This window comes from Macrococcus bovicus, from assembly GCF_030376725.1.
Lineage (GTDB): Bacteria > Bacillota > Bacilli > Staphylococcales > Staphylococcaceae > Macrococcus > Macrococcus bovicus.
The window spans coordinates 409,807-436,241 of record NZ_CP128470.1; the positions used below are offsets into that span (position 1 = coordinate 409,807).

Consider the following 26,435-nt stretch of genomic DNA (forward strand, 5'->3'; position numbering starts at 1 on the left):
AATGAGTGGAGGCAGAATGATGCGAGTGTTATTGACGGGCGTTAGCGGTTATATTGGAAAACATCTTTATGAGTCCTTACATATGGAGCACGACCTGGTTGTCTTATCGCAGTATAAACAGGCTTATGAGGATGTCAGCTGGATGAGAGGAGATATCTTTGCGCTTGAAGATGTGATAACAGCGATGCAAGACATTGATATTGCTGTCTACTTCCTGGATCCGACCAAACGGTCATCCAAAACGATGGAAGCGTCCTACAATGATATGAATGCTCTTGCGGCTGATAACTACGGCCGCGCAGCAGAGGCCATGAATGTGAAAGAAATCATCTATGTGGCAGGTGCAGTGGAGGACGATGAAACGCTGAAGATCCTACGGTCCTATCAGACACCCGTCAGAGTGACGCATACAGCAATCAGACGTAAAGGCATGCTCGCGCGGTTTCAAAGTGCAAGAAGAGATGATGTCAGGATTATCAGACGTTTCAAGATACCGGCATCATGGACGCTTGAAAAGTTTACGGCACATTACTTCGACTATTATAAGAATGTTCTGCCGGGACTATCCAATGTTGAGATTGATGAGAACTCATATTATCTGCAAGGTGCTAAAAGAGACTTGATACATCTTAAAAGACGCACAGCTTTGACCAACAATGACCGCCAGATATTTGATATTGCAGGCGGGGAACTGGCGACAATAAGACATCAGCACACCGGCACACTTGAGTTCCGGCGGATGCTCGGGACGGAAGAAATCATGGTCTGCATCCATCGCTATGAGCCTTCTAAATCGTGGTTATTCTATCAGCTTCTCCAGGCACCATTTCATGCCTTGACCATGCGTATATTTGAAGTGGAGATGCGAATAGAGAAGTTCAACGAAGAGCAGCGGAACGGTCAGACTAAGACATATACACCCCATCGATAACTATAAAATCTATTCTGAAAGTGTCAGAATAGATTTTTTGTTTCTTTGACGCTTTAATTTAGCAATATATCAAAAAAATTAATATTATCACTACAAAATTTACTTAAACTTTACAAAAAGGTATCGTTTCTTTTTATTTTGTTTTACACTAATAGGTGTTGTGAGATTATTCCACATAATTCTAGGAGGATTTTCATGTTTACGAAGAAGAAAGATAAGTTTATATTACAGCTGGAAGATATGGCTGAGAATCTGAAACGTGCATCTGTTGTGTTTGGCGATATGTCTTTCCATAACGCATTTGATCTCAAGAAGTATGCTGACAATATTAAGTCATACGAAAAACATGGTGATGATTTAATGCAGCAGATGATTTCAGACCTCAATCAGACATTCATCACACCGATTGAACGTGAAGATATTCTGGCATTAGGTAATGCAATTGATGATGTCATGGATGGCATGGAAGAGACGTCTGCCATGTTCGAGATGTATTCAATAGAGTATACTGATGACTTCATGAGTGAATTCGTTAAAAATATTCAGGCATGTACAGATGAAATAAAAATGGCTGTTGATTTAATCGGTACAAAAAAATTCTCTCATATTCGTGTCCATTCAATGAATATCAAAGATCATGAAACCATTTGCGATAATATTTTACGTCAGTCGATTAAACATATTCTTTCTGTTGAAACAGAACCTGTTACCATCATGAAAATTAAGGATATCTATCAGGCACTTGAAAATATTGCGAACAAGTGTCAGACAGTGGCCAACAATCTTGAATCAATCATTATGAAAAATAGTTAGGAGTTTCATGATGGATCAATTATTAATTATCACTATAGCCATCGTAGTCTGTGCGCTGGTGTTTGACTTTATCAACGGTTTCCACGATACAGCGAATGCGATTGCCACAGCAGTGTCAACTAAAGCGTTAAAACCAAGACATGCCATTTTGATGGCAGCCGTCTTGAATTTTCTCGGTGCTATGTATTCAACAGGGGTCGCGAAGACGGTCACAAAAGATATCGTCGATCCTTTTACATTGAAGAATGGCTCGGTTGTTATATTGGCGGCATTATTGTCCGCAATCATCTGGAACTTAGTCACTTGGTATTACGGCATTCCGAGTTCTTCATCCCATGCATTAATAGGATCTGTAGCCGGCGCCGCGATTGCATCAGCAGGATTTGGCGTCCTGCATTACAGTGGCTTCGTCAAAATCATTATGGCACTGATAATTTCGCCTTTACTGGCGTTCGGTGTCGGTTATATTGTCTATTCAATCTTTAAAGTCGTGTTTAAGAACAGTAACCTGACACGAACCAATCGTAATTTCCGGTTCTTTCAGATTTTCACGGCAGGACTTCAAGCTTTTTCTCATGGTACAAACGATGCCCAAAAAGCGATGGGTATTATCACGATGGCTCTCATTGCGGCAAATATGCAGACAGGGACAGAAATACAGCGCTGGGTTCAAATATGTTGTGCAACGGCGATGGGTCTCGGCACGGCAGTCGGCGGCTGGAAAATTATTAAGACGGTCGGTGGGAACATCATGAAAATTCGTCCGGCGAATGGTGTCGCAGCTGACCTCAGTTCAGCGCTTATCATTTTTGGGGCGACTCATATCCATCTGCCTGTCTCAACCACGCATGTCGTATCCTCATCTATACTGGGTGTCGGTTCTTCTCACCGTATTAAAGGAGTGAAATGGACTACTGCACAGCGTATGGTTGTGACATGGGTCATTACATTACCTATATCAGCTCTTATCGCTGCACTCACTTATTTTATATTGCATTTATTTTTATAGAACTTTAAAAAAGGGTAAACTTATCATGAGTTTACCTTTTTTATATGGGAGGAATGACCATGAAACATGTACTTGTTGTTCATAGTGCAAGTGAACAGAACTATGACAGCGGGAGCAATCCGCTGATTCGTTACTTAAAGAGCCAGCTGCAGGGAATCGAGTGGCACACGCCTTCCTTCCCGCGTGAAGACGGACAAGTCTACAAAAACTGGGTTAAAGTGCTGACAGAGACACTTGCTGATATTCCGGAAGAAGATGAGCTGATTATTATAGGACATTCATTCGGGGGTACAGTCGTCATGAAATATCTGACAGAAAATCAGGATACGCATCATATCTCTAAGGTGGTGCTGATCGGTTCACCTTTCTTCGGGTGTGATGATAAATTCAGCGCACCGGAGAATAAACTGAAAGAACATGCAGAAGACGCATTAGACAGTAAGATCATTCTGTATCATATTCAGTCTGAAGATGATGACCGTGTCAATATCAGTCATCAGGACTGCTGGCGACAACACTTCAAAGGATTGAATACCATTACGAAAAAAGAAGGCAAACATGAGTTTCATCAAGGTATAGAAGATTTGCTGCCTATTTTAGAATCATAAGGAGAAACGTGATGTTTATAGGTGTAGATATAGGAACGACAAGCACAAAAGCAGTGCTATACCATCAGTCAGGTGCAGTGATGGCTGTGCACCATGTGGAATACCCTCTGCTGACGCCTGTCCCGGATGTCGCTGAACAGCGACCGGATGATATTTTGGAGGCGGTCATAGAAACTATCGGACAAGTCAGCCCTGACAACGGAGAAGCTGTTCAGTTTGTCAGTTTTTCAAGTGCGATGCATAGTCTGATTGTCATGGATGCAGAACATCAGCCGTTGACAAACAGCATCACCTGGGCGGATAACCGAAGTCAGGCTTATGCCAAGGAACTGAGGATGACGAACAGGGGGCAGCAAATATATGATAGGACAGGGACCCCGATACATGCAATGAGTCCGCTCTGCAAGCTCATCTGGCTTAAACATGAAGCGCCGGAAATATTTAACCATGCAGCTAAATTTATCGGTATCAAAGAATACGTTTTTCAACGTTTCTTCGGTCAGTATGTGATTGATTATTCGCTTGCTTCTGCGACAGGGCTCTTTAATATTCATGAGCTGAGATTTGATGCAGAGATCTTAAAGGAGCTAGGAATCGAGGAACAGCAGCTCTCGCGCGCGGTGGATACAACTTTTATTCTGCGAGGGCTGGATGAATCGATTGCAGCGCGAATGAAACTCGATCCTATGACCCCGTTTGTTATCGGTGCATCTGACGGCGTCCTCAGCAATCTCGGTGTAGATGCATTCAGACCAGGTGAAGTCGCGGTGACCATCGGCACAAGTGGTGCTATCCGGACTGTTGTTGATGCGCCGCGTACTGACCATGAGGGCAGGCTTTTCTGTTATGCTCTGACGAAAGATAAGTGGGTGATCGGCGGTCCGGTCAATAATGGTGGCGTGGTGTTGCGCTGGGTTCGTGACGAGCTTGCTGCCAGTGATACTGAAGAAGCGAAACGACAGGGCATCGACAGTTATGATATGCTGATGCGGCTAGCAGAACAGGTACCTGCAGGCAGCAACGGTCTGATATTTCATCCTTATCTATCAGGCGAACGTGCCCCATTATGGAATTCAGATGTCAGAGGATCGTACATCGGTCTTACCCTTGCACATCGAAAAGAGCATATGATACGTGCTGCATTAGAAGGTATTCTCTATAATCTTTATACAGTGTACAGGGCATTAACTGTTCTGATGGATGAACCGGTGATTTCGGTGAAGGCAACCGGTGGCTTCGCACGCAGCAAGCTGTGGCGCCAGATGATGGCAGATATATTCGATGAGAAGCTGATTGTTCCGGCAAGTCACGAAAGTTCATGTCTAGGTGCAGTGATACTGGGGCAGGTGGCAATAGGTGAGAAGGCTGATTTTTCGCATGTCTCAGACTGGGTCGGCCATTCATTCTGTCATATCCCTGAAGATGAGCAGGTCAGTATGTACCGGGAAATAATGCCGCTTTATATGGATACCGTCCAGTCACTTACTGAGCAATATTCACGTATAGCAGATTTCCAGCGCAAGTATAATTCTTTGTGAAATTAGTCAGAGCCGTGTACAATGAATGCTACTAATAACTTAAAGAGGTAATGCTTATGAATTATCAAAATGTTTCTATATCAAGGTCCGGACAGATTCGCCAGGCATGGCTGTATTTTATGTACTACTGGCTTATCTTTGCAGTAGGTACTTTTGCCGGACAATTCGTCCCGCCTGCTCTTCGCATGTCAGTTTCGATACTGATTATGGCCATCGTTCTGATTTCATTGTTTGTGAAGTCCTCACGTAAATTCAGTGCCCTGATTGCAAATGTACTGGCATTCCTGATAGGGGTCGTCAGCTATGCGTCGTTTATGTATTTTCTGAATGACCTTGGCACAGTTGCTTTTTATCAGAATGTCGGACTCGCAGTTGCTGCATTCTTTATGTTTGGTTTCCTGGGTTATTTTGTAATCGGTGACGCATCCAGCTTAGGCCGTTTACTCTTCCCGGCACTGATTGCACTTATATTTGCGAGTATTCTCGGCTTCTTTATCCATATACCTATGTTTCACCTGGTGATTACTGTTTTTGGACTGGCTATTTTCCTCGGTTATACGATCTATGATTTCAACCGTATGAAACGCGGCGCTTTCTCACCGCGTGAGATGGGCTTCAACTTATTTATGAATTTATTGAACATCATCATGGATGTGCTGAGACTGGCAAGTATCCTGAGAGATTAAGAGTGACGTGAAGTCACTCTTTTTTTTGTGTGAAATAGTGTATAATAAGCTTATATTAAATCGAAAGAGAGATGGCTTTATGGGTCGTAAATGGAATAATATCAAAGATAAGAAAGCAGCAAAGGACAAGAATACGAGTCGAATCTATGCCAAATTCGGCCGTGAAATCTATGTGGCTGCGAAGTCTGGCGAACCGGACCCGGAATCAAATCAGAATCTGAAATTCGTACTGGAGCGCGCCAAGACTTATTCAGTACCTAAACATATCATTGACCGCGCAATCGAGAAAGCGAAGGGCGGCGGAGAAGAAAATTATGATGAGCTGCGTTATGAAGGCTTTGGGCCGGCGGGTTCTATGCTCATCGTTGATGCACTGACCAATAATGTCAATCGTACAGCGAGTGACGTCCGCGCTGCATTTGGTAAGAACGGTGGGAACATGGGTGTCTCCGGTTCTGTTGCCTATATGTTCGATAATACAGCGGTATTCGGTTTTGAAGGCAAATCAGCTGACGAGACGCTCGAACTGCTGATGGAAGAAGATATCGATGTACGTGACGTCATGGAAGAAGACGGACAGACGATTGTCTATGCTGAACCAGATCAGTTCGCAGCTGTCCAGCATGCACTGAATAATGCAGGGATTGAAGAATTTACGGTTGCAGAACTTTCAATGTTAGCCCAGAATGAGCTGGAATTAAGTGAAGATGATCTGGCTACATTTGAAAAGCTGGTTGATGCGATTGAAGATTTAGAGGACGTCCAGAACGTCTATCATAACGTGGAACTATAAGCCAAGATTTTTCTTGGCTTTTTTTATAGGGGGAACTATGAAGGATAATAAGAAAATGCAATTGATCAGTGGGCTCAATATGACACCGCATCCTGAAGGCGGGTATTATAGTGAGACATATCGTTCGACCTTAACAACAGAAGGACGCGAACTTTATTCAAGCATTTATTTTTTACTGGAGACAGGCAATATCTCACATTTTCACCGCATTGATGCTGATGAACTGTGGTATTTTCATGGGGGTGATGCACTGACATTGCATATGATTATGGCAGATGGCACCTATCAATATGTAAAGCTCGGTCTTGATGTATTGAACGGCGAAGTCCCGCAGTTTCTTGTGCCTAAAAACACTATTTTCGCGTCTACAGTTGAAGCGGATCATGAGTGGAGCCTGGTCGGGTGTATGGTGTCACCGGGATTTAAGTTCGAGACATTTGAACTTTTCACGCAAGATGAACTGCTGAAGATATACCCTGAACATGAAGCACTGATTTTAAAATATGCATTGAAGGAGATCAGGGATTAGTGGAGACGGTTAATCAAAATAAAAAGTTTCGTCCGGAGATCGAAGGCCTGCGCGTCATCGCTGCGCTCCTTGTAGCCGTCTATCATATCTGGTTGGGTAAGGTATCGGGAGGAGTAGACGTTTTTTTCGTGGTGTCAGGCTTTCTGATCACGACAAGTCTATTGTCTAAAGTCAGAAGGACGGGTACGGTCAATTTCTTTGACTTTATCTTCGGACTGCTGAGAAGACTAGTGCCTGCTGCATTTTTTATCTTGTTTACAGTCATTGTCCTCAGTTATTTCTTTTTGCCGGAAGTACAATGGTCACAGACAATAAAGGAAATCTTTGCATCAGCTTTCTATTATGAGAACTGGCAACTGGCCTATACAGCTACTGACTATCTGGATCACACCAACGCAAAAAGTCCGGTTCAGCATTTCTGGGCAATGAGTATCCAAGGACAGTTCTATATCATCTGGTTCTTGCTGATCTGGTTAGCAATCTGGAGTGCGAAGTGGATGAAAACAACGGTGAAAAAACCACTTTTCATTCTGTTTTTAATTCTATTTGCTGTTTCGTTTGTGTTTTCAGTTTATCTGACTGCTATCAATCAACCGTGGGCCTATTTTGATACACGAACACGGGTCTGGGAGTTTGCGCTTGGCGGTTTACTTTGTCTGCTTCTGACTCGTATTAAGCTGCCTCATATGCTGGCTGGCTTACTCGGCTGGCTGGGTTTATTGATGCTGGTATCGTGCGGTTTAATGCTGAATGTATCATCACTGTTCCCTGGCTATGTGGCATTATGGCCGACCCTGGCAGCAGTCTTCATTCTGATTTCAGGTGAGAATCCTTCGAAGTTCGGGGTTGAGAAACTGCTCGGCACCGCCTGGATGGTTAAACTGGGCGCATTGTCTTATGGGTTTTATTTATGGCACTGGGTAGTATTGACATTCTACCATGTGTTTAAAGAAGTTAAGCATGTTCCCCTTACAGATGGCCTATTGATTCTAGCAGGCTCACTTCTCCTGTCCTGGCTGACGACACGCTTTGTCGAACGGCCGTTACGAAAACTGAAGTTTCCGAATAAAAGTGCACGTACAGCGTTACTGCTAGGTAGCTTGTTGGCGATTGTAGCGGGCAGCAATGCATTCTGGTTCTACCAGATGAGCAGTGATCAGGTGGCTGACCAGAAACTGATAGGTTCAGATGATTATCCGGGCGCACGTTCTATTGACATGGATAATGTGCCGCAAAAAGATTATCTGCCTGAAGCAGAAGCAATCAAAAATGACAAAGCAGACCCTTATACAGATGGCTGTCATGTGGCGGCGGGTGACCCGGTGGTGAAGGTTTGTGAGTATGGTGTTACAGAAAATTATGATTATACTGTCGCATTAGTAGGAAGCTCTCATGCGGCTCACTGGCAGCCTGCTCTAGTCAAAATGGCAGAGAAAAATAAAATCCGCGTCCTCAATATAACGAAAAGCGGCTGTCGTTTTTCCACCTACAAAGCAAAGCAACCATCATGTATCGCCTGGAATCAGCATGTTATTGATAAAATCGTGGCTGAGAAACCGGATATAGTCTTTGCGAATGCCGATGTAGGTTACTGGAATATTCATGAAGTGCCGGTGGGCTATATTGAACAATTCGAAGCACTGAATAAAAAAGGGATTGAAGTATTTGGTGTACGTGATACACCGTATTTCCGTAAGGATGTACCGACTTGTGTCAATCAGTATGGAGCAGATAGTCCGAAATGCCAGACAAAGCGAGAAGTACTATTCCCTGAACCTTCAGACTGGGCTAAGTTAAAGAATCCGCCGGAAAATGTACATGTCTTTGACTACACTGATTTTTTCTGTGATGAAGAAGTATGTAGACCTGTCATAGGGAATGTTATGGTGTATGTAGACAATGGTCACATTTCAAGATCCTATATGGAGACTTTGAGTCCCTATATAGAGAAGGACTTAATCCCGTTACTCAAAAAAGCAAAAGCGAAACGTTTGTCCTGATGGATGAACGTTTTTTTCGCAAATAAAGATGCATTTAATTACAATAGGATTAAGGAGATGATGCGATGATTCGAGCATTCAGGACGGCTGATATTGATCAGATTCAGGCTCTGAACAAGGCAGAAGGCTGGGATAATTTAGTTGCTCGTCACGAACAGACCCTGCATAGCTGGCAACATAGTGTCGCATTCGTAATGGAGCTAGAAAATGAAGTGGTCGCCTGTATTCGTGCGCTGACAGATGGCTATGTCTCCCTCTATGTCTGTGAGCTGATAGTGAGAAAAGATGTCAGAGGTAAGGGGTATGCAAGAGCTTTGCTGGATTATGTACATGATATCTATCCTTCTACACGAATGGAACTGCTTGCAACAGCGGATTCCAAGGATTACTATACACCCAGATTCAGACCGTTTTACGGCTTTAGAAGAACATACCATGAAAACTAAGGAGTGAATAGAATGGATTTAGGTTTAAAGGATAAAGTCGCAGTGATTACAGGTTCAAGTAAAGGAATTGGCAAAGAAACAGCCATGCTCCTGACTGAAGAAGGAGCGAAAGTTGTTTTGGTGGCACGCAATGAAACGGGATTAGATGAAGCGGTTCAGGAGATAAAAGAGAAAACCGGCCAGACTCTGAGTTACGTCGTAGCAGATGTCACAAAAGAAGAAGATGCAAAGAAAATTATTGCACATGCGGTACAAACATATGGCCGTCTGGATATTCTGATCAACAATGCGGGTTCTGCATTTGCTGAAAATTTCGAGAATGTTGAACTCAGCGACTGGCAGAATGATTTAAATCTGAAGCTTTTTGGTTGGCTGCATATGATTCATGCTTCTTTGCCTGAACTCAAGAAACAAGGTGGTGCTATCCTTAATCTAACAGCAGTTGCCGGCAAAACACCACCCGCTGAATCGTCACCGACATCTGTGTCACGAGCAGCAGGACTTGCACTGACTAAAACACTCAGCAAAGACTTAGCACCCTATAATATTCGTGTCAATGCAGTCTGTATCGGTCTGATTCGAAGTGGGCAGATTGAGAAACGCTGGCAGCAGGAAGCGCCTGAGAAGTCATGGGAAGAATATGCAATAGATCCGAAGTTCAGTATTCCGCTTGGCCGAATCGGTGATACGAGAGAAGCAGCAAATGTTATTTCATTCCTTGTTTCAGATGCTGCAAGCTATGTAACAGGTACGGCAGTTAATATTGATGGTGGCAGTGGAGCTGCTTTATAGATTATATGACTAAATATACGCTGAGTTATGAGCGATAAACGTAAAATATCGCTCATAACAAGGGACGACCGCAGCAATTGTATGAGTTATGAGCGATAAACGTGAAATATCGCTCATAACAAGGGACGGCCACAGCAGTTGTATGAGTTATGAGCGATAAACATGAAATATCGCTCATAACAAGGGACGACCGCAGCAATAGTATGAGTTATGAGCGATAAACGTGAAATATCGCTCATAACAAGGGGCGACCGCAGCAATTATATGAGTTATGAGCGATAAACATGAAATATCGCTCATAACATTATCAAACTTATGCTATTAGTAGACCGCATACCCGAAGGGTATGTGGTTTTTTTATAGTAACAACAATTTTTATAAAATGCTTGCGCTTATACTGTACTAACTGTATTATTTTAATTAATACAGTTAGTACAATATTGTTAAAGGAGGTCATCTATTGATTTCAATTGATAACCGCAGTCGTACGCCTTTATATGAGCAGTTAATCGAGAACATTAAACTGCAGATTATTAAAGGTGTCATGAAACCTGATGAGCAGCTGCCATCTGTCAGACAGATGGCACAGGAACTGACCATCAATCCGAATACGATTCAAAAAGCATATCGAGAACTTGAACGCGAAGGCTTCACTTATTCTATTCCAGGCCGAGGCAGCTTTGTTCAAAAAATAGAGACAGATATTAATAAGGAGCGTGTGGATGAATTGACAACTGAACTGGAACGTATCATACAGGAACTTTTATTCCTCGGTCTGACGAAAGAAGAGTTACAGCAAAAAATTGAAATTATCGCGGGAGGTGAACAGCATGAACGTCAAGGCGATTGAAGTTAGTAAATCATTTGACCGTTATCAGGCGGTCAGAGAAGCCACATTAGAACTGATTCCTGGTACCATACATGGTTTACTGGGATCAAATGGAGCAGGAAAGACGACTTTCTTAAAATTATTAGCCGGTATCTATCAGGCTGACAGCGGACAGATTCTCTATGATGAAGAAGAGGTTTATGAAAATACGGTTATCAAAGAACAGATGCTTTTCATGCCGGATATTCCTTATTTCTTCAATTATTCTAATTTAAACGAGATGTCTGCTTTTTATAAAGAATCTTACCCGGGATTTAGTGACAGCCGTTTTCTTCAGTTGGTCAAACTACTGAAGCTGAATCCGAAGCTGCGATTCAACCGCATGTCAAAAGGGATGAAGCGTCAAGCAGCATTCATTCTGTCGTTGTCCTGCCAGCCTAAAGTACTCCTGCTCGATGAACCATTTGACGGACTGGATCCTGTTGTCAGACATACCATCAAAAATCTGCTTATTCAGGATGTTTCAAGCCACCAGATGTCTATTCTGGTTTCCAGCCACAATCTGCGTGAGATGGAAGACTTCTGTGACAGCATCTCCATCATGCACGAAGGAACGATGCTGATTAATCGTGAACTCGACAGCCTGAAACGGGAGCACTGCAAAGTTCAGGTTGCATTCGAAACACTGCCGCCGGAATCATTCTACAGGGACTTAAAAGCACTCGACCGCAAAATAAAAGGTCGTGTCGTCACATGTATCACTGCAGGCAGTGACAGCCATATAGAAGAAATCATTACGCAATATCATCCGCTCATGTATGATATTCTGCCGCTGACTTTAGAAGAGATATTTACTTATGAGATGGGAGGACACGGCTATGCTATCGAAAATATTATCGTTGAATAAAGGCTTGTTTCAGCATTTCTTTTTCAATAATTTAATCTTTATGGCAATCAACATCATCTGTACATTCTTCCTGCTGCCATTTGGTTATATCTTAATGACTTATAGTGAAGATGGGCAAATGTATAGCACGAATAGTCATCTGCTAGGTATGGACGCTGCTATCCTTTCCATCTTTCTGGTCGGCACATTATTTTATGGTGTACTGAGTGCGCTAGGCATGACTTATTTCCTGAAGAATGAAGATGCGTCAGATTTTATGCATAGCCTGCCGTTTAAAAGGCATCAGATACTGGCACATATGCTTGCTGCTTTTACGGTGACAGTTGCCATCAATCTAATCATTAATGGCGTTATTCTTAGTCTGTTTTCACTTCATTTCAAGGACATCACGGCCGGTAAAATCTTTGACTGGGTGATTCTGACGTTAATTGTCTCACTGTTCTCGTTCATATTTACGCTTTTTGTTGGCCAGCTGATCAATCATTACTTTGGCCATCTGGTGCTCACTGCTTTATTGCTCATGCTGCCTGTTCTCTTCCACAGCCTTGCAACAGGGATATACAATAATTTATTCCGCGGTGCGACGATACTGGATTTTGATCCGGGCCAGGAAAAAGTCTATACACTGTCAGAGAATCTGACATTCCCGGTTGGTATGGTCAATCATATCGTTGACCGGATAGACTGGCTGTATTTTGGTATTGCGATGCTCGTAGCATGCCTACTGCTCGCTTTGACCTATTTCCTTTATGAGCGCCGTCGCAATGAGCGTATTGTTCATTCTTTCCAGCGTTCTTGGCTTGAATGGGCGTTTATCACGTTAGTTGTCCTACTCGGTGTAATGGTGTCAGGGACTATTTTTACTGCAGGCGTGCAGAACTTATTGATTATCGCCATCATCTATATTCTGTCATTCCTGATCATCTATCTGCTGGCACAGGCAGTCAATCAGCGAAGTCCGAGAGTAAGATTGAATGTCCGCGCTATGGCTTTGACGTTTCTAGTGGTCGCGCTGATACTCGCAGCGACTTATGCCTATGGTAAATGGCAGGAAGGTTACGTGCCGGACGTGAATCAGGTGGCATCAGTGAATATGGAAACCGAAATGTCTGAGGAAATGAGACCACATCTGAAAAGTTACGTGACAGATCCCGCTTATATTAAAGAAGTTGTGACGCTACATCATGAAATTATTGACCATAATGCTAAAGATTCGTATGGCAGCTTCTCTGTGACGTATAAGATGAAAGATGGAACACTTCAACACCGCACGTATAGCGATCTCTCTGAAGAACAGTTCAAACAAGCATCAAAGTTAGTGGACAATAAAATCTATGCCAAAGCTATCGCAGCAGGTTATGACTGGGCTGATTTGAAAAATGATACTGTTAATATCGATATCGATGAAGGTGATACACAAGTCATTGAACCTAAATATAATTCAGAATTTATAAAAGCATTAAAAGCAGATATGGCAGAAGAGAATATCGAAAAATCTTCAGTACGTCTCTCATCTTCAGGTATTCTAGTGAGTTTCTCGCAAACGAGCAGATATGCTGAATTTAATCTCTCACCTTATCATCACCATTTAATTGACTATATGATGAAGAATAAAATGATTGATCAACCGAGTGATATCTTTAAAGCAGATGAATATTATCGTCTGAATGTCAAACCGGATCACTTTGATGGTCAGACGACTGTTGATGACACTGAAATGAAAAAGCTGAAGAAAACAAAAGTGACTCAGCAGGCTTTCAATCAGGCGTTGAATGAGGGTTCAGCTGATATCGAGGGTGATGATATATATGCTGTCGGTAAAGATGGATTTTTTGCTATAATTAAGATGAATAAAGAAGTGAAATAAGAAGATGCTTGCATCTTCTTATTTCCTTATGACCCGGGAAATGGAGGATGTTATGGCAGAGAAAAAAACGACAGCCCAAAAATCAGCCGGTAGAAAACCAGCTGCTAAAAATAAATCAGTAAAGAAAATGACAGCGAAGAAATCTGCCCCTAAAAATAGCAAGAGTCCTTCTGCGCGGCAGAAATCAAGATCACAGAAGAAAAAGCCTGTCGGTAAATGGATAGTAGGCGGCCTGTTTTTAATTGTTGCGGCTGTTACAGTTTTTAATGTGCTGAAGCCGATGCCAGTTGGTCTGTCCAAACGTTTTGAGCCCAGCAGAACCAATGATGTGAAGCTATTGCTTGATCATACTTATGGCCAGCAGTACGACCAGGAAATTTTCAGTACAATCTTCCAGACGATTGATGAGGCAGATGATTTCATCATACTGGATATGTTTTTATTTAATGATGCCTATGACGGGCGAGTGAAGTTTCCTGACCTGGCTGGCGAGCTCACCAGACATTTGATCAGGAAAAAACAGGAGAATCCGGATATACGGATATACGTGCTGACCGATCCTATTAATTCTGTTTATGGCAGCTATACGCCGCTCCATTATAAACAGATGCGCGCCCATGATATTTATGTCTATGAAACAGATTTAACGAAATTACGCGATTCTAACCCGCTTTATTCAGGCTTATGGCGCTCAACATTTTATTTCTTAGGTAACAGTGAGAATGGCCACTTGACCAATATTTTCTCAAAGAAGGCGCCTGATGTAACAGTGAGGGGAATGGCAGAACTGCTTAATTTTAAGGCGAATCATCGCAAGACACTGGTGACTGAAAAAGCCGCTGTTATTGCCAGCAGTAATCCTCATAATCCGAGTGGCCATCATCAGAATATCGCGGTTAAAATGTCCGGCCGTATTCAGGAGGACTTGATCAGGAGCGAGGTTGCTGCCATCAATATGAGCGGAGGCAGCCTGGAAAGAGAAGACTTTACTATTCGTAACCGTGCATTTAATAATACGATGGATTACGAAACGACCCTTGTCACGGAAGGGAAGATTAAAGAGGCACTCCTTGAATATATTGAGAGAACGAATGATAATGACACGATGAAGATAGGAATGTTTTATTTGTCTGACCGAGATATGATTGACGCACTGCTCAGGGCAGCCGAGCGTGGTGTCAATATCAAGCTGATTCTTGATGTCAATAAAGAAGCATTCGGCAAAGAGAAGCCGGGTATCCCCAATAAGCCGGTCGCCCATGAACTGGTCTCGAAAAGTGATGACCGTATTCAGGTGAAATGGGCGGTGTCACATGGTGAGCAGTTCCATAGCAAATACTTGCTGATAGCAAACGATCAGCAACAGACTTCCACCTTATTTGTCGGCAGTGCGAACTTTACGCGTAGAAATTTGGCGGATTATAATATGGAGACAGATGTCATCCTGTCAGGTAAATCCGATCTCCCTGTCTTTAAGCAGCTGGATGCTGATTTTGATGCTAAGTGGAATAATGACCGGGCACATGTGACAGATAGCTATGATGTGAAGAAAGAAGTATCGTTCTGGAAGACAGTGCTCTATCGTCTGCAGGAATTCACCGGTCTCTCCAGTTTTTAAAAAATAGACGTTCAGCTATATGGCTGAACGTCTATTTTTATTTGCTGTACTGAACGAAGTCAAAATGGGTGCCTTCCAGCCCTAACTGCTGATAGAACTGGACCAGGTATCTTGCATTGGCATGTGCCCAGTGGATATCAGTCGCATATTGTGTCTGTCCGGGTGCATCCGGATTCCAGCGCATCTTATACAGTGTGTTCTGTGACTCGCTTAAATAACCTGTAGCAATGAACTTTGCGCCCCCGATGATCGCCTTATCAGGTGTATCCCAGCCGACATTTGCTGCATACTGCGCGCCGTATTTCACTGCATGTTTATCAAAGGCGCCGATGCCGAACATGTTGTAATATTTCTTCTTTTTGTCAGCACCTTTCACTTTCTTGCCTTGTGCAAGTTCACTTGTCCCTTCACCTGTTTCCAGCAAAGCATGTGAAATTAAATAGATTTCATTGATGCCATAATGTTCACTGGCCACTTTAAATGCCTGTCCACGTCCTTCTAAAATACCTTTACCTTGAAGCAGGTAATTGAGCTGCTCCACAGAGAGACCTTGAGGTTCGGTCAGATTAAGGAACTGGTAACGGTTGATGCTGTCAGCTGCCAGTTTGCCAGTATCCATCGCTTCAAGAATGGCTGTCTTAGGTGCGTTATACCACTTGATACCATTAGAGGTCTGTGGTCTTGGTGTCAGTCTCATCTGCGCTTTGTAAGCATCTTCAAGACTGGCTGTGACCATGCGTGCCCCTGCAATAGGGGTGGCCTTAATTTCTGTTTTAGTCACTGGCTTCTTAATGCTCGGTTGGGCTGGTTTGCTGACTTTCTGCTCTTGGCTGACAGCATGTTTGATCTCAGATTTCTTAGTTGCCGGCTGCGATGTAGGGTGGTCAGCTTTTATCCACCCTGTTAAACCGGTAGTCCGGGTGATTTCATGATAGAGTGTATCTCCGACCTGCAGTGACTGATTCACTGTAACGCTTTCACCTTTAGGTGCGCGGTCTATGATTTGTCTGTCTGTCCCTTCAGGAACGCTGTAGACCTTTGTGCTGGCTGAAAGCTGAAGCGTTGTATCAGGTTTTGCTGCATCTTTAACCGGGCGAATCACGAGGTCGTCTGCTGCAACGTAGCCGATTGCATTGTTGATGTCAGGCGTCACCTGGACACGATAATAAGGTTGCTGGTTGATCATCACTTTATCATTGACATAAAGCGTATAGTTCACATAATCACCTGCGACTTTTTTCGTCATCGCATTCATACTGGTGATGATAATGGAGTTAGTATCTTTAATATGCCCCATTCTTAATGTGTCTGCTTGTGCGTAAGAAGAGCACAGAATAGTGGAAAGCATGGTCAATGCAAGTGTGCGTTTAATATACTTCATTCAGGACCCCCAGTAGTTTAGTGATTTTATTATACAGGAAACAATCGATCAAAAGCTGAGTTTTACAATAAATTAACGATTTGTCTTGAGAATGTTACGATAGACGATATCTGCTATCTTCTCCGGGGGCTCGACGCAATAATTCTGCAGCCAGAAATAAATAATTCCAAACTGGCCACCTAACGTGTAATTGACAAAATGCTCAGGATCCTGAAGGTGATGATCCATAATGATGTGCATGTAGTTTTCCTTCAGAACCCCCATAAATTTTTGTGTGAAGTTCTGAGCCGGATGAACTGTCATCAATGTACGAAAAAAACTCTGATTCTCATAGATATATGAGAACAAATGATTCAAATAAAGGCGTGATGAAGTACGTAGAGTATCAGAATCCGTCTTTATGGCTTCTGCAAACTGACTGCCGATTAAGTTGAGTTCTGATAGATGCTGTTCAATCATATTATCCAGCAAGTCATATTTATCAAGATAGTATGTATAAAAAGTGGAGCGGTTGATATGCGCTTCTTCGCAGATCATTTTAATAGTAATTTCACGAAAACGATGTTGTTCCAGTAGTTTTAAAAACTGTTCTTGTATCAGCGTTTGTTTGTCTGTCATAAGTACCTACTTCTTATCTCTATTATAGTCACTTATTTTATCATAGATTCAAGATTGCGAAAATTAAAAAAAGAAGTTGACACTTTATTCATGTCCATGTACTATGAGTATAACTTCATAAAACTTATCAAGAGAGATCGAGGGATATGGCCCGATGACATCTCAGCAGCGGACTCAGAAATGAGCACTGTGCTAATTCCATCAAGCTTAGCTTGGCAGATAAAAGGACGTTTAAGACTTTTTAGCTTCTGGCTAAAAGGTCTTTTTTTTGATTTTTAAGGAGGCTACCATGGCAATTATTGAAATTGATGAAGTATCAAAACAGTTTCAGACGAAGAAAGGAACAGTGACGGCACTGCAAGATGTGACACTGAATATAGAGAGAGGACAGATATTCGGCATTGTGGGTTATTCAGGCGCCGGTAAGTCCACTCTGATCCGGTTGATCAACAAGCTCGAAAAACCGACGAGCGGTCGCATCATAGTAGATGGTGAAAACATCACTACCTTAAAACCCCAGCTGCTCAGAAAAAGACGGCAGAATATCGGCATGATTTTTCAGCAGTTCAACCTTTTTAAGGCAAAGACAGTCGCAGATAATATTAAATATCCACTGAAGCTGACCAAAAAGTATTCACAAGCAGAACTGGATCAGCGCGTCGATGAATTACTTCAGTTTGTCGGTTTGTCAGATAAGAAACATGATTATCCGGCTCAGCTGTCAGGTGGCCAGAAGCAACGTATCGGTATCGCCCGTGCGCTTGCAACGAATCCGGAAATTCTGCTTTGTGATGAAGCGACGTCTGCTCTGGACCCCGAAACAACGGATGAAATCCTGCGTCTTCTGAAACGTATCAATCAGGAACTGAACATCACCATCGTACTCATTACGCACGAAATGGAAGTCGTCAAGACAATCTGCGATGAAGTGGCGGTCATGGAACAAGGGCGTATTGTAGAACAGAACAAAGTCTTTGACCTATTCACGAATCCCGTGCATCCGACGACGAAACGTTTTGTCCATTCTGTGCTGAATGACCATGTGCCAAAAGGTGTAGAACCCTCACGGAAGTTATATCGATTCATCTTCAATCATCAGCAGATACTGGAACCCGTGCTGAGCCAGATTGGCCGCAAGTATGAAGTCGATTTTAATATTTTGTATGGCAGTATAACTGAGTTGACCGATCGTTTATTCGGTAATTTACTGATAGAGGCGGTCGGCTCAGATTACAAGGTCCAGTTTGCCCTGCTGGAGCTGAAGCAATATGGTATTGAAATCAAGGAGGTTGATGGCTTTGCAAGCTGATTTATCTGAATTTTATCCGATTATTCTGCAGGAACTCATTCATACATTGATTATGGTCGGTATTACATTGGTGCTCGCAGCAATGATAGGTATTCCGCTCGGGATATTGCTCTATGCAACAGGACGGGGCCATGTCCTTGAGAATCGTTCAGTGAATATGGCGTTAAACTTTGTGATCAACACCATCAGACCGATTCCATTCATTATATTTCTGGTTGCATTGATACCTGTTACACGTTTCTTGGTGGGCACATCTATTGGCATCTGGGCAGCTATTTTCCCGATGACGCTCGCGGCTTCACTGTCCATCGCCCGGGTTGTTGAGAATAACATCATCTCGGTTGATAAAGGGGTGATAGAGGCAGCGGAAGCAATGGGTTCAACAAAATTCGACATTCTGTTTAAAGTGCTTGTCCCTGAAGCGGCAGGCGCATTGATATTGGGACTGACATTTACGACCGTGTCGCTGATTGAATTCTCAGCTGTTGCTGGCCTTGTCGGGGCAGGCGGCATTGGGTATCTCGCATTTACCTATGGCTATCAGCGGTTTGATGTCGCAGTCATGTTCATTACGGTGCTGATACTGATCATTCTAGTTCAGATCGTCCAATTCATTGGCAATAAGATTGCAAATATATACACAAGTCGATTATAAGGAGAGAAAATGATGAGAAAATTAATTTGGGTTGTCTTAAGTGTGGTAGTATTTTTAGCGGCGTGTGGAGGTAAGGATGACAAAACAGTTAAAATCGGTGTGACAGGGGAAGATAAAACAGTCTGGAATATCATCAAAGAAAAAGCGGCGAAAGATGGTATTAAAGTAGAGCTCGTTGAATTCCAGGATTACACGATTCCTAATAATGCCCTCAACGAAGGTGAAATTGACCTGAACGCATTCCAGCATTTTGCGTTTTTAGAGGAATTCAAGAAAGCACATCACTTGGATATTACACCGATCGGCACAACTGTCTTTGCACCGATGGGTATTTATTCAGAGAAGATTAAAGATATCAAGGAACTGAAAAAAGGGGATACAGTCGCGATTCCTAATGATCCGACTAACCAGGCCCGTGCACTTCGTCTGCTTGAAACAGCTGGCATCATTAAATTAAATGATGACTTTGGGCTGTTAGGCGACCCGTCAAAAATAAAAGAGAACAAATTAGACATCAAAATCAAAGCGATTGATGCGCAGCAGACACCACGAGTGTTACCGGATGTAGCAGCAAGTATTATCAACAATGGTGTAGCGGGTAAAGCAGGATTCGATACTAAGAACGATCCGATTTATCTTGAAAGTGCGGATGCTGAAAATGCAAAGCCGTACATCAATGTCATCGCTGCAAAAACTGAAAATAAAGATAAAGCCGAATACAAAAAAATCGTTGAATATTATCAGACACCTGAAGTAGCAGAAGCGATCAAGAAAAATTCTAATGGTGGCGAAGTCGTTCATAAGCTGACGGCAGATGAGATTAAGGAAGTCGAAGAAAGCGTGAAATAGAGAAGGTGAACACCCCGTGCTGATGACGGGGTGTTCTTTTACGTAGAGGCTGTCACAGACTGGCCATTTTTCTGTTCTAAAGTCTCTACAGAAATAAAAACCTTCATTAATATAGCTGTTAATACAGACTCTCATCTTTAAATCTCATTGACTTGTAGTCCTGATCAATACGAGTACTTGATAAGTTCCAGACTGTAATAAAAAATGTAATCGTTTGCGATTTGAAGAATGGCAAGAAATCCAACACTTTGTTGAATATTGTTGGTTGATAGTGTGATGAAACTCACTATAATATAGTTTATGTGAAAAAAATTAAATGGAGGAATACACATGAAAAAAATAGTCTTAATCAATATCTTAACGTTGCTTATCCTTGCAGCTGCTGGTATTGCTGCTTATCATTTCTATGATGAAGCAACAAATTATGTTAAAACAGATAATGCAAAGGTAGACGGTACACAATTAACAATTGCAAGTCCTGCAGCCGGTAAACTGACTACATTTGACAAGCAAGTCGGCGATGAAATTTCTAAGGACGATACAATCGGTGAGGTCATGACGCAAGGTGCGGACGGCAAACCAGCAAAAATGGACCTTAAAATGCCTCAAGACGGTACAATCGTTAAAACTCAAGCAACTGAAAATGGTTTTGTTGGCGCTGGTACACCTATCGCTTACGCTTATGACATGGACAAATTATTCGTTACAGCAAATATTAAAGAAACAGATCTTGATGGTGTCGAAAAAGGTCAAGACGTTGATGTATACGTTGATGGTTACAAAGACACAACACTTAAAGGTGAAGTAGAACAAATTGGTTATGCTACTGCTTCTAGCTTCTCATTATTACCTTCTTCAAACGGTAATGCGAACTTTACTAAAGTCACTCAAGTAGTGCCTGTTAAAATCAGCCTTTCTAAAGACAAATCATTAGACATCTTACCAGGGATGAATGTAACTGTACGCATTCATAAAAACTAAGGAGGTTATCGTATGACCTCATTTATCATTGCATATATCCTATTATCTCTGGCGGTATTCTTTGTTATTAACCGCCTTTTCCTGAGAAGAAAGAAAGTTAAACCGGTTGACCGCGAAGAACAGGTTGTGGAAGAAACACCTGTCTACAATCATCAATCGGAGAAGGTGACTTATGAGCAGCCGATCAAAACACATGTTGAGCCGGAAGTCATCTATAATAGTGCAACTCACAGTACACATGAAAAAACAGAAGCGCATCCTGAAGAAGTGATCTATAACAGTGAAGTAGCGCGCGAACATGACAATAGAGAGACCGCTGCTACTGAAGAATCACCAAGAGAATCAGCAGCTCATGCGCATGGTCCGAACTTAACTTTCGGAAAAAATATCACTATCCCTAAGATCATCACTGCGCTGATGATCGGGATGTTCGTCGCAATCTTAAACCAGACGCTCATCAACGTCGCCTTACCGGTCCTGATCAATGACTTTGGTATTACGACTTCTACTGCACAGTGGCTGACAACAGGCTTTATGCTGGTCAATGGTATTTTAGTGCCTATCAGCGCCTTTCTGATACAACGTTTCACTTATCGTCAGTTATTCATGACGGCCATGATATTTTTCACAATCGGCTCTCTGATTTGTGCCATCGCAGGCAACTTCCCGGTGATGATGGCCGGCCGTCTGACACAGGCAGTAGGTGCCGGTATCTTGATGCCGCTTGGTACGAACATCTTTATGTCTATCTTCCCGCCTGACAAACGAGGTGCGGCTATGGGTATGATGGGTATCGCATTTATTTTAGCACCTGCAATCGGTCCTACCTTGACAGGCTGGGTCATCCAGAACTATCACTGGAATGTCATGTTCTACGGCATGTTCATCGTCGGTGCGATTGCACTTCTGATTGGAGCCGTGTGGTTCAAAATTGCACAGCCGACGCATAAAGCCAAACTTGATATACCAGGTGTTATTTTCAGTACTATCGGGTTTGGTAGTGTTTTATACGGTTTCAGTGAAGCCGGTAACAAAGGCTGGGACTCAGCCGTTGTAGATTCTACCATTATTATCGGGCTGATTTTCATCGGTTTATTCGTTTTCAGAGAACTGTCAATGGAAAATCCGATGATGGACCTCTCAACTCTGAAATACTCAGGTTTCTCATTCACGACATTGATCAACATCATCGTCACGATGTCATTATTCGGTGGGATGATCCTTCTGCCGGTTTATCTGCAATCCATCAGAGGATTCTCACCACTTGATTCAGGATTGCTGTTATTACCTGGATCACTCTTAATGGGTCTGATGGGACCTATCGCAGGCCGTTTATTCGATAGAATCGGCATTAAACCGCTTGCTATCTTCGGTCTTGCTATCATGACTTATGCAACGTGGGAACTGACTAAACTGAATATGGATACACCTTACAGTCATATTCTGAGTATCTATATTCTGCGCTCATTTGGTATGTCATTTATCATGATGCCGATTATGACAGCAGGTATGAATTCATTACCAGGCAGATTAATTCCTCATGGTAACGCGTTCAGTAATACGATTCGTCAGCTGGCCGGTTCAATCGGTACCGCTATCCTGGTCACTGTTATGACGCAGCAGGCAACAGCGCATCTCGGTGATATAGCGGATAATCTGGATAAGACCAACCCTGCCATCATGAATCAGATGCAGCAGGCGGGACAAGCAGTCGGGAATGATGCACTAGGTACTCAGATGATGCTCGGCCGCATGCAGCAGCTTGCAACCATCAATGGTATCAATGATGCCTTCTGGGTCGCTACCGTACTCAGTGCACTGGCACTTATCTTATCGTTCTTCCTGAAAGGCAAACATCATTACCGCTCAGATGAAGCATAAAAGAGAAGCTCAATGCTTCTCTTTTTTTGTATAAAGAACCACTTACATATGAGGTCAAAATAAAAAATACTATCTCTGAAATGGTTAATTTTATATAATAATGTGTAAGGAGTTGTGCGATTTGAAAACGAAATATATTGATAAACGTTACTGGCGCAGATTGCAGAAGAAAGAATATAAAGAACTGAGAATAGAAGATCATACGTTTGACGGCATTGTGGGTCTCGTGACGATGAAGAAAGTGAGAGCTCCCTTACAAGTAGAGGTCGTAGGGACAACGATTACGGTCGCAGAAGCCGGATATCAATGGTTGCAGTTATTGCCTAAAGATAAAAAATACAGCATCACGGCGATGTATGACCGTGCAGGTAAGCCGGTACAGTATTATATCGATATTAATGAACGGAATATATTGGAGATGGGCGAGGCGAGAACAGCTGATATGTTTCTCGACATTCTTGTACTCCCGACAGGTGAATATGAACTGGTGGATGAGGCGGATATCAAGCGTGCGCTCCATAAAGGTGAGATTACGCAGGAACAGTATGATGCAGCCTATCAGACCGCGAATGAGCTGATGCAGCGAATCAGCAGTGACTTTGTCTCTTTTGCTGAAAAAGTAGAATATTGCAGACGGAAAATAGCCCCTATGATATAGAGGCTATTTTTATTAATATTAGAGTAATGATTGAATTCATAGTCAGCGACTGCTTGAATGCAGCTGATTTAATAAACACAGATAAGTATGAAAAAAGCCTCTTTAAAAGAGGCTTCAATCATTAGCTTGTGATAAAGTCGCCACCGTTGATATGAATCGCTTGTCCCGTGATGTAGGTAGAGTCCTGCGAAGCAAGGAAGACATAGGCAGGTGCATTTTCACTTGGTTGACCGCGACGTTCCATCGCTGTTTCTTGTCCGTGTTTCTCTACTTTCTCAGCAGAGAAAGTCGCTGGGATAAGAGGTGTGTAGATCGGGCCTGGTGCTACACTGTTGACACGGATCCCTTTTGGTGCCAGCTGCTGAGACAGTGAGCGTGTAAATGCCGTAATCGCACCTTTAGTTGCTGAGTAATCAATCAGTGTTTCAGAGCCACGGTAAGCTGTTACACTGCTGGTATTGATGATGGAATCACCTTTAGACATATGAGGCAGGACAGCTTGCGTTAAATACATCATGCCGAAGATATTAGTCGCGAATGTCTCCTGAATCTGTTCCGGTGTAATATCCAGGAAGTCATCCTGTGGGTACTGTACGCCGCCGTTGTTCACTAAGATATTGATCTGACCGAAATCGGTGACTACATCAGCAGCGAGTTTTCGACATTGCTCTACGTCCTTTAGGTCAAAGGCATAAGCTTTTGCTTTAGCGCCGAGTTCTTCTAAGCGTTTCACCGTATCATCTGCATCCTGCTGTTCATCATAGTAACCGATGGCAACGTCCGCGCCTTCTTTTGCATATAGGATGGCTACTGCACGACCAATACCTGAGTCACCGCCTGTAATTAAAGCCACTTTACCTTTCAGTTTACCGCCTGCTTGATAATCTTCATCTTCTGCGATAGGCTTTGGATCCATTTCATGCTCGCGGCCTGGTTGACCCTCCTGTGTATAACCTTTAATCTCTTTATCAATCTTTTCAAACTTATCCATGAGTGAGCCTCCTCGATTTGTATTATTTAGTTATACCTTTTATAAAGACGCCTAAAACATGGCATACTATATAAGTAAAAGTTGAGGTGAATGCTATGACCATGCAACAGACGAATAAAATAAGAAAAGAGGGCGCGACATGTATGACAGTCATATACATCTAGCTCAATATCGTGATGTCGAAATGATGGATATTCTGTCTCAAGTAGAAGAGGTCATTGCTGTTGCAACAGATTTGACCAGCAGTAAAAGATTACTCGACTTAAAAAGAAGTTATGATATCTCCATCGCAGCAGGCTTTCATCCTGAGCAGACCTTATTATCAGAAGCACAGCTAAACGAACTTGTGGACTGGATACGAGACAACCGGTCAGCGCTCTCTGCCATCGGTGAAATAGGACTGCCGCAATATCTGAGACGGGAAGGAAAAGTCGAAGATGAACAAGCATACATCCATTTACTCGAAACACTCATTCATCTTGCAGGTGAACTGGAACTGCCGGTCGTTCTTCATGCCGTCTATGCGGATGCTGCGATTGCGCTGCAGCTGCTTGATCAGTACAACGTCCACGGTCACTTTCACTGGTTCAAGGCGACAGACGATTTAATCAATGAAGTCATCAAGGCAGGTCACTTTATAAGCGTCACGCCGGATATTCTTTGGAACTCCAAGACGAGACGGGTAGCAGAACTTGTACCCCTTGAACAGCTGATGATTGAGACGGATGGTCCTTGGCCGCATACAGGATTTGACAAGTGCGACATTCACGGTCAACTATCTGCTATAATAGATGAGGTCGCAGTCATTAAACAGATGACACGTAATAAAGTGATGGAACAGATCAGATATAATACACGTTCATTCTATCAATTGGAGGCGCATGATGAAAATAGATGATTACCGATTAATTGTGACATTAGCTGATGCAGAAACACTCAGGAAAGCTGCAGCGCTTCTGTATATCTCGCAGCCTGCCGTCAGTCAGCGCCTGAAGTCGATTGAAGAGGAATGGGGTACAGCTATTTTCATTCGGACGAAGAAGAAGTTGATTGTGACGACACATGGTGAAAGTATTATTCAGCATGCGCGTAAAATGCTGAAGGAAGAAGAGACCCTTAAAGAACTGATTCATTCCTCAGAGGGGGTTGTCAACGGTAAGTTATCAATCGGGGCTTCTTCCTTGATCGGTCAGACGGTTCTGCCTAAAGTGCTTGGTCGTTACGTCGAACTTTATCCGGAAGTGAAGATTCAGCTGCAGGTAGGTTCAAGTGCACAGATTTCAGCACATCACCGGGATTTCCATGTGGCGATTATCCGCGGGACAGAAATGATGAACATGACCAACGAGCTCTTTTTAGAGGACAGACATTATTTTATCTATCCTAAAGCTAAACAGCATCAGCTGAGTCAGCTCCCTGTCATAGAATTTCAGGCGGATGCCGCTTACCTGAAAGAAATTGAAGAGTGGTATACCGAACAGTTCGGGCAACTGTACGCGCCGCAAATACGGACCGATCAAATTGCGACATGTAAAGAACTGCTGCTCAGTGGTGTCGGTATGACCGTGCTGCCGGAAATCGTGATCGGTGATATCGATCAGGAACGATTTGCCGTTGAACTTCTGGACGCCGGACAGGGACATATGACCCGTAAGACTTACATGAGTTATGATCATGATATATTAAGCCTGCCGCAAGTGGAAGCTTTCATCAGCTTGATGAGACAATATCAGTAGAAGGTGACAA

At 42.9% G+C, this 26,435-nt stretch carries 26 protein-coding genes and 1 riboswitch; of the genes, 23 read left to right on the forward strand and 3 right to left on the reverse strand.

All coding sequences use genetic code 11. From position 1 onward, the window contains the following. Positions 1-16: 16 nt before the first annotated feature. From QSV55_RS02575 to QSV55_RS02645, 15 genes are all read left to right on the forward strand, one after another. Positions 17-931, forward strand: a complete 915-nt coding sequence (locus QSV55_RS02575) for an NAD-dependent epimerase/dehydratase family protein (RefSeq protein ID WP_289650574.1) — start codon at positions 17-19, stop codon at positions 929-931. 195 nt (positions 932-1,126) lie between these two features. Next, positions 1,127-1,744, forward strand: coding sequence for a DUF47 domain-containing protein (locus QSV55_RS02580; protein ID WP_289650575.1), 618 nt, complete (start codon positions 1,127-1,129; stop codon positions 1,742-1,744). 10 nt (positions 1,745-1,754) lie between these two features. After that, positions 1,755-2,753 (forward strand): inorganic phosphate transporter, encoded by a 999-nt coding sequence (locus QSV55_RS02585; protein ID WP_133451319.1) that lies wholly within the window; start codon positions 1,755-1,757, stop codon positions 2,751-2,753. Positions 2,754-2,812: 59 nt separating this feature from the next. Then, complete coding sequence (locus QSV55_RS02590) at positions 2,813-3,361, forward strand: esterase/lipase family protein (protein WP_165983700.1); 549 nt, start codon at positions 2,813-2,815, stop codon at positions 3,359-3,361. Positions 3,362-3,372: 11 nt separating this feature from the next. Beyond that, positions 3,373-4,899, forward strand: coding sequence for a gluconokinase (gene gntK, locus QSV55_RS02595; protein ID WP_289650576.1), 1,527 nt, complete (start codon positions 3,373-3,375; stop codon positions 4,897-4,899). Positions 4,900-4,955: 56 nt separating this feature from the next. Beyond that, a complete protein-coding gene (locus tag QSV55_RS02600; protein WP_243721450.1) occupies positions 4,956-5,585 on the forward strand; it encodes a Bax inhibitor-1/YccA family protein in 630 nt (209 codons plus the stop codon). Between the two features lie 79 nt (positions 5,586-5,664). Then, entirely contained in the window at positions 5,665-6,378 is a 714-nt protein-coding gene (locus QSV55_RS02605) for a YebC/PmpR family DNA-binding transcriptional regulator (RefSeq protein ID WP_133451323.1), read from the forward strand. A 37-nt stretch (positions 6,379-6,415) separates the two neighbouring features. Then, positions 6,416-6,907 carry a cupin domain-containing protein gene (locus QSV55_RS02610; protein ID WP_243721451.1) on the forward strand — a complete coding sequence of 164 codons (492 nt, stop codon included), beginning with the start codon at positions 6,416-6,418 and terminating at the stop codon, positions 6,905-6,907. After that, complete coding sequence (locus QSV55_RS02615) at positions 6,907-8,907, forward strand: acyltransferase family protein (RefSeq protein WP_289650577.1); 2,001 nt, start codon at positions 6,907-6,909, stop codon at positions 8,905-8,907. The genes QSV55_RS02610 and QSV55_RS02615 overlap by 1 nt, the downstream gene beginning before the upstream one ends. Before the next feature lie 65 nt (positions 8,908-8,972). After that, entirely contained in the window at positions 8,973-9,353 is a 381-nt protein-coding gene (locus QSV55_RS02620) for a GNAT family N-acetyltransferase (RefSeq protein ID WP_289650578.1), read from the forward strand. 12 nt (positions 9,354-9,365) lie between these two features. After that, on the forward strand, positions 9,366-10,145 hold the full coding sequence (locus QSV55_RS02625) for an SDR family NAD(P)-dependent oxidoreductase (protein ID WP_289650579.1): 780 nt from the start codon (positions 9,366-9,368) through the stop codon (positions 10,143-10,145). A gap of 460 nt (positions 10,146-10,605) precedes the next feature. Then, complete coding sequence (locus QSV55_RS02630; protein ID WP_133451328.1) at positions 10,606-10,995, forward strand: GntR family transcriptional regulator; 390 nt, start codon at positions 10,606-10,608, stop codon at positions 10,993-10,995. Further along, positions 10,976-11,881 (forward strand): ABC transporter ATP-binding protein, encoded by a 906-nt coding sequence (locus QSV55_RS02635; RefSeq protein ID WP_289650580.1) that lies wholly within the window; start codon positions 10,976-10,978, stop codon positions 11,879-11,881. Before QSV55_RS02630 ends, QSV55_RS02635 begins: the two co-directional genes overlap by 20 nt. Further along, complete coding sequence (locus tag QSV55_RS02640; RefSeq protein ID WP_289650581.1) at positions 11,853-13,748, forward strand: hypothetical protein; 1,896 nt, start codon at positions 11,853-11,855, stop codon at positions 13,746-13,748. The genes QSV55_RS02635 and QSV55_RS02640 overlap by 29 nt, the downstream gene beginning before the upstream one ends. Positions 13,749-13,800: 52 nt before the next feature. Then, positions 13,801-15,366, forward strand: coding sequence for a phospholipase D-like domain-containing protein (locus tag QSV55_RS02645; RefSeq protein ID WP_289650582.1), 1,566 nt, complete (start codon positions 13,801-13,803; stop codon positions 15,364-15,366). Positions 15,367-15,403: 37 nt separating this feature from the next. Here QSV55_RS02645 and QSV55_RS02650 read toward each other — a convergent pair whose 3' ends face one another. Both QSV55_RS02650 and QSV55_RS02655 read right to left on the reverse strand, forming a co-directional pair. Beyond that, a complete protein-coding gene (locus QSV55_RS02650; RefSeq protein ID WP_289650583.1) occupies positions 15,404-16,747 on the reverse strand; it encodes an N-acetylglucosaminidase in 1,344 nt (447 codons plus the stop codon). Positions 16,748-16,819: 72 nt separating this feature from the next. Beyond that, entirely contained in the window at positions 16,820-17,365 is a 546-nt protein-coding gene (locus tag QSV55_RS02655; protein ID WP_289650584.1) for a TetR/AcrR family transcriptional regulator, read from the reverse strand. 121 nt (positions 17,366-17,486) lie between these two features. Beyond that, positions 17,487-17,591: riboswitch (SAM riboswitch) on the forward strand. A gap of 69 nt (positions 17,592-17,660) precedes the next feature. On the opposite strand from QSV55_RS02655, the gene QSV55_RS02660 reads away from it, so the two are divergent. The 6 genes from QSV55_RS02660 (at position 17,661) to QSV55_RS02685 (ending at position 23,698) form a co-directional block, all read left to right on the forward strand. After that, positions 17,661-18,674 carry a methionine ABC transporter ATP-binding protein gene (locus tag QSV55_RS02660; protein WP_133451482.1) on the forward strand — a complete coding sequence of 338 codons (1,014 nt, stop codon included), beginning with the start codon at positions 17,661-17,663 and terminating at the stop codon, positions 18,672-18,674. Further along, on the forward strand, positions 18,664-19,329 hold the full coding sequence (locus QSV55_RS02665; RefSeq protein WP_133451481.1) for a methionine ABC transporter permease: 666 nt from the start codon (positions 18,664-18,666) through the stop codon (positions 19,327-19,329). The genes QSV55_RS02660 and QSV55_RS02665 overlap by 11 nt, the downstream gene beginning before the upstream one ends. 12 nt (positions 19,330-19,341) lie before the next feature. After that, positions 19,342-20,178 carry a MetQ/NlpA family ABC transporter substrate-binding protein gene (locus QSV55_RS02670; RefSeq protein WP_133451333.1) on the forward strand — a complete coding sequence of 279 codons (837 nt, stop codon included), beginning with the start codon at positions 19,342-19,344 and terminating at the stop codon, positions 20,176-20,178. Positions 20,179-20,508: 330 nt separating this feature from the next. Then, a complete protein-coding gene (locus QSV55_RS02675; protein WP_133451334.1) occupies positions 20,509-21,159 on the forward strand; it encodes a biotin/lipoyl-containing protein in 651 nt (216 codons plus the stop codon). A gap of 12 nt (positions 21,160-21,171) precedes the next feature. Beyond that, positions 21,172-23,040 (forward strand): DHA2 family efflux MFS transporter permease subunit, encoded by a 1,869-nt coding sequence (locus QSV55_RS02680; protein ID WP_289650586.1) that lies wholly within the window; start codon positions 21,172-21,174, stop codon positions 23,038-23,040. Between the two features lie 121 nt (positions 23,041-23,161). Beyond that, positions 23,162-23,698 carry a ribonuclease FAU-1 family protein gene (locus tag QSV55_RS02685; protein WP_133451336.1) on the forward strand — a complete coding sequence of 179 codons (537 nt, stop codon included), beginning with the start codon at positions 23,162-23,164 and terminating at the stop codon, positions 23,696-23,698. 121 nt (positions 23,699-23,819) lie between these two features. On the opposite strand, the gene QSV55_RS02690 is transcribed toward QSV55_RS02685, so the two are convergent. Beyond that, positions 23,820-24,689: an SDR family oxidoreductase gene (locus QSV55_RS02690; RefSeq protein WP_289650587.1), complete on the reverse strand. Its 870-nt coding sequence runs from the start codon at positions 24,687-24,689 to the stop codon at positions 23,820-23,822. A gap of 139 nt (positions 24,690-24,828) precedes the next feature. Here QSV55_RS02690 and QSV55_RS02695 point away from each other — a divergent pair, with 139 nt between their 5' ends. Together QSV55_RS02695 and QSV55_RS02700 are read left to right on the forward strand one after the other, a co-directional pair. Continuing rightward, positions 24,829-25,587, forward strand: coding sequence for a TatD family hydrolase (locus QSV55_RS02695; protein WP_289650588.1), 759 nt, complete (start codon positions 24,829-24,831; stop codon positions 25,585-25,587). After that, entirely contained in the window at positions 25,574-26,425 is an 852-nt protein-coding gene (locus QSV55_RS02700) for a LysR family transcriptional regulator (protein ID WP_289650589.1), read from the forward strand. The genes QSV55_RS02695 and QSV55_RS02700 overlap by 14 nt, the downstream gene beginning before the upstream one ends. Positions 26,426-26,435 lie beyond the last annotated feature (10 nt).

Bases quoted from the DNA above. Each gene is read 5' to 3' on its own strand.
- QSV55_RS02575 (WP_289650574.1), top strand. From the start codon at position 17: ATGATGCGAGTGTTATTGACGGGCGTTAGCGGTTATATTGGAAAACAT.
- QSV55_RS02580 (WP_289650575.1), top strand. From the start codon at position 1,127: ATGTTTACGAAGAAGAAAGATAAGTTTATATTACAGCTGGAAGATATG.
- QSV55_RS02585 (WP_133451319.1), top strand. From the start codon at position 1,755: ATGGATCAATTATTAATTATCACTATAGCCATCGTAGTCTGTGCGCTG.
- QSV55_RS02590 (WP_165983700.1), top strand. From the start codon at position 2,813: ATGAAACATGTACTTGTTGTTCATAGTGCAAGTGAACAGAACTATGAC.
- gntK (WP_289650576.1), top strand. From the start codon at position 3,373: ATGTTTATAGGTGTAGATATAGGAACGACAAGCACAAAAGCAGTGCTA.
- QSV55_RS02600 (WP_243721450.1), top strand. From the start codon at position 4,956: ATGAATTATCAAAATGTTTCTATATCAAGGTCCGGACAGATTCGCCAG.
- QSV55_RS02605 (WP_133451323.1), top strand. From the start codon at position 5,665: ATGGGTCGTAAATGGAATAATATCAAAGATAAGAAAGCAGCAAAGGAC.
- QSV55_RS02610 (WP_243721451.1), top strand. From the start codon at position 6,416: ATGAAGGATAATAAGAAAATGCAATTGATCAGTGGGCTCAATATGACA.
- QSV55_RS02620 (WP_289650578.1), top strand. From the start codon at position 8,973: ATGATTCGAGCATTCAGGACGGCTGATATTGATCAGATTCAGGCTCTG.
- QSV55_RS02625 (WP_289650579.1), top strand. From the start codon at position 9,366: ATGGATTTAGGTTTAAAGGATAAAGTCGCAGTGATTACAGGTTCAAGT.
- QSV55_RS02635 (WP_289650580.1), top strand. From the start codon at position 10,976: ATGAACGTCAAGGCGATTGAAGTTAGTAAATCATTTGACCGTTATCAG.
- QSV55_RS02640 (WP_289650581.1), top strand. From the start codon at position 11,853: ATGCTATCGAAAATATTATCGTTGAATAAAGGCTTGTTTCAGCATTTC.
- QSV55_RS02645 (WP_289650582.1), top strand. From the start codon at position 13,801: ATGGCAGAGAAAAAAACGACAGCCCAAAAATCAGCCGGTAGAAAACCA.
- QSV55_RS02650 (WP_289650583.1), bottom strand. From the start codon at position 16,747: ATGAAGTATATTAAACGCACACTTGCATTGACCATGCTTTCCACTATT.
- QSV55_RS02655 (WP_289650584.1), bottom strand. From the start codon at position 17,365: ATGACAGACAAACAAACGCTGATACAAGAACAGTTTTTAAAACTACTG.
- QSV55_RS02670 (WP_133451333.1), top strand. From the start codon at position 19,342: ATGAGAAAATTAATTTGGGTTGTCTTAAGTGTGGTAGTATTTTTAGCG.
- QSV55_RS02675 (WP_133451334.1), top strand. From the start codon at position 20,509: ATGAAAAAAATAGTCTTAATCAATATCTTAACGTTGCTTATCCTTGCA.
- QSV55_RS02680 (WP_289650586.1), top strand. From the start codon at position 21,172: ATGACCTCATTTATCATTGCATATATCCTATTATCTCTGGCGGTATTC.
- QSV55_RS02690 (WP_289650587.1), bottom strand. From the start codon at position 24,689: ATGGATAAGTTTGAAAAGATTGATAAAGAGATTAAAGGTTATACACAG.
- QSV55_RS02695 (WP_289650588.1), top strand. From the start codon at position 24,829: ATGTATGACAGTCATATACATCTAGCTCAATATCGTGATGTCGAAATG.
- QSV55_RS02700 (WP_289650589.1), top strand. From the start codon at position 25,574: ATGAAAATAGATGATTACCGATTAATTGTGACATTAGCTGATGCAGAA.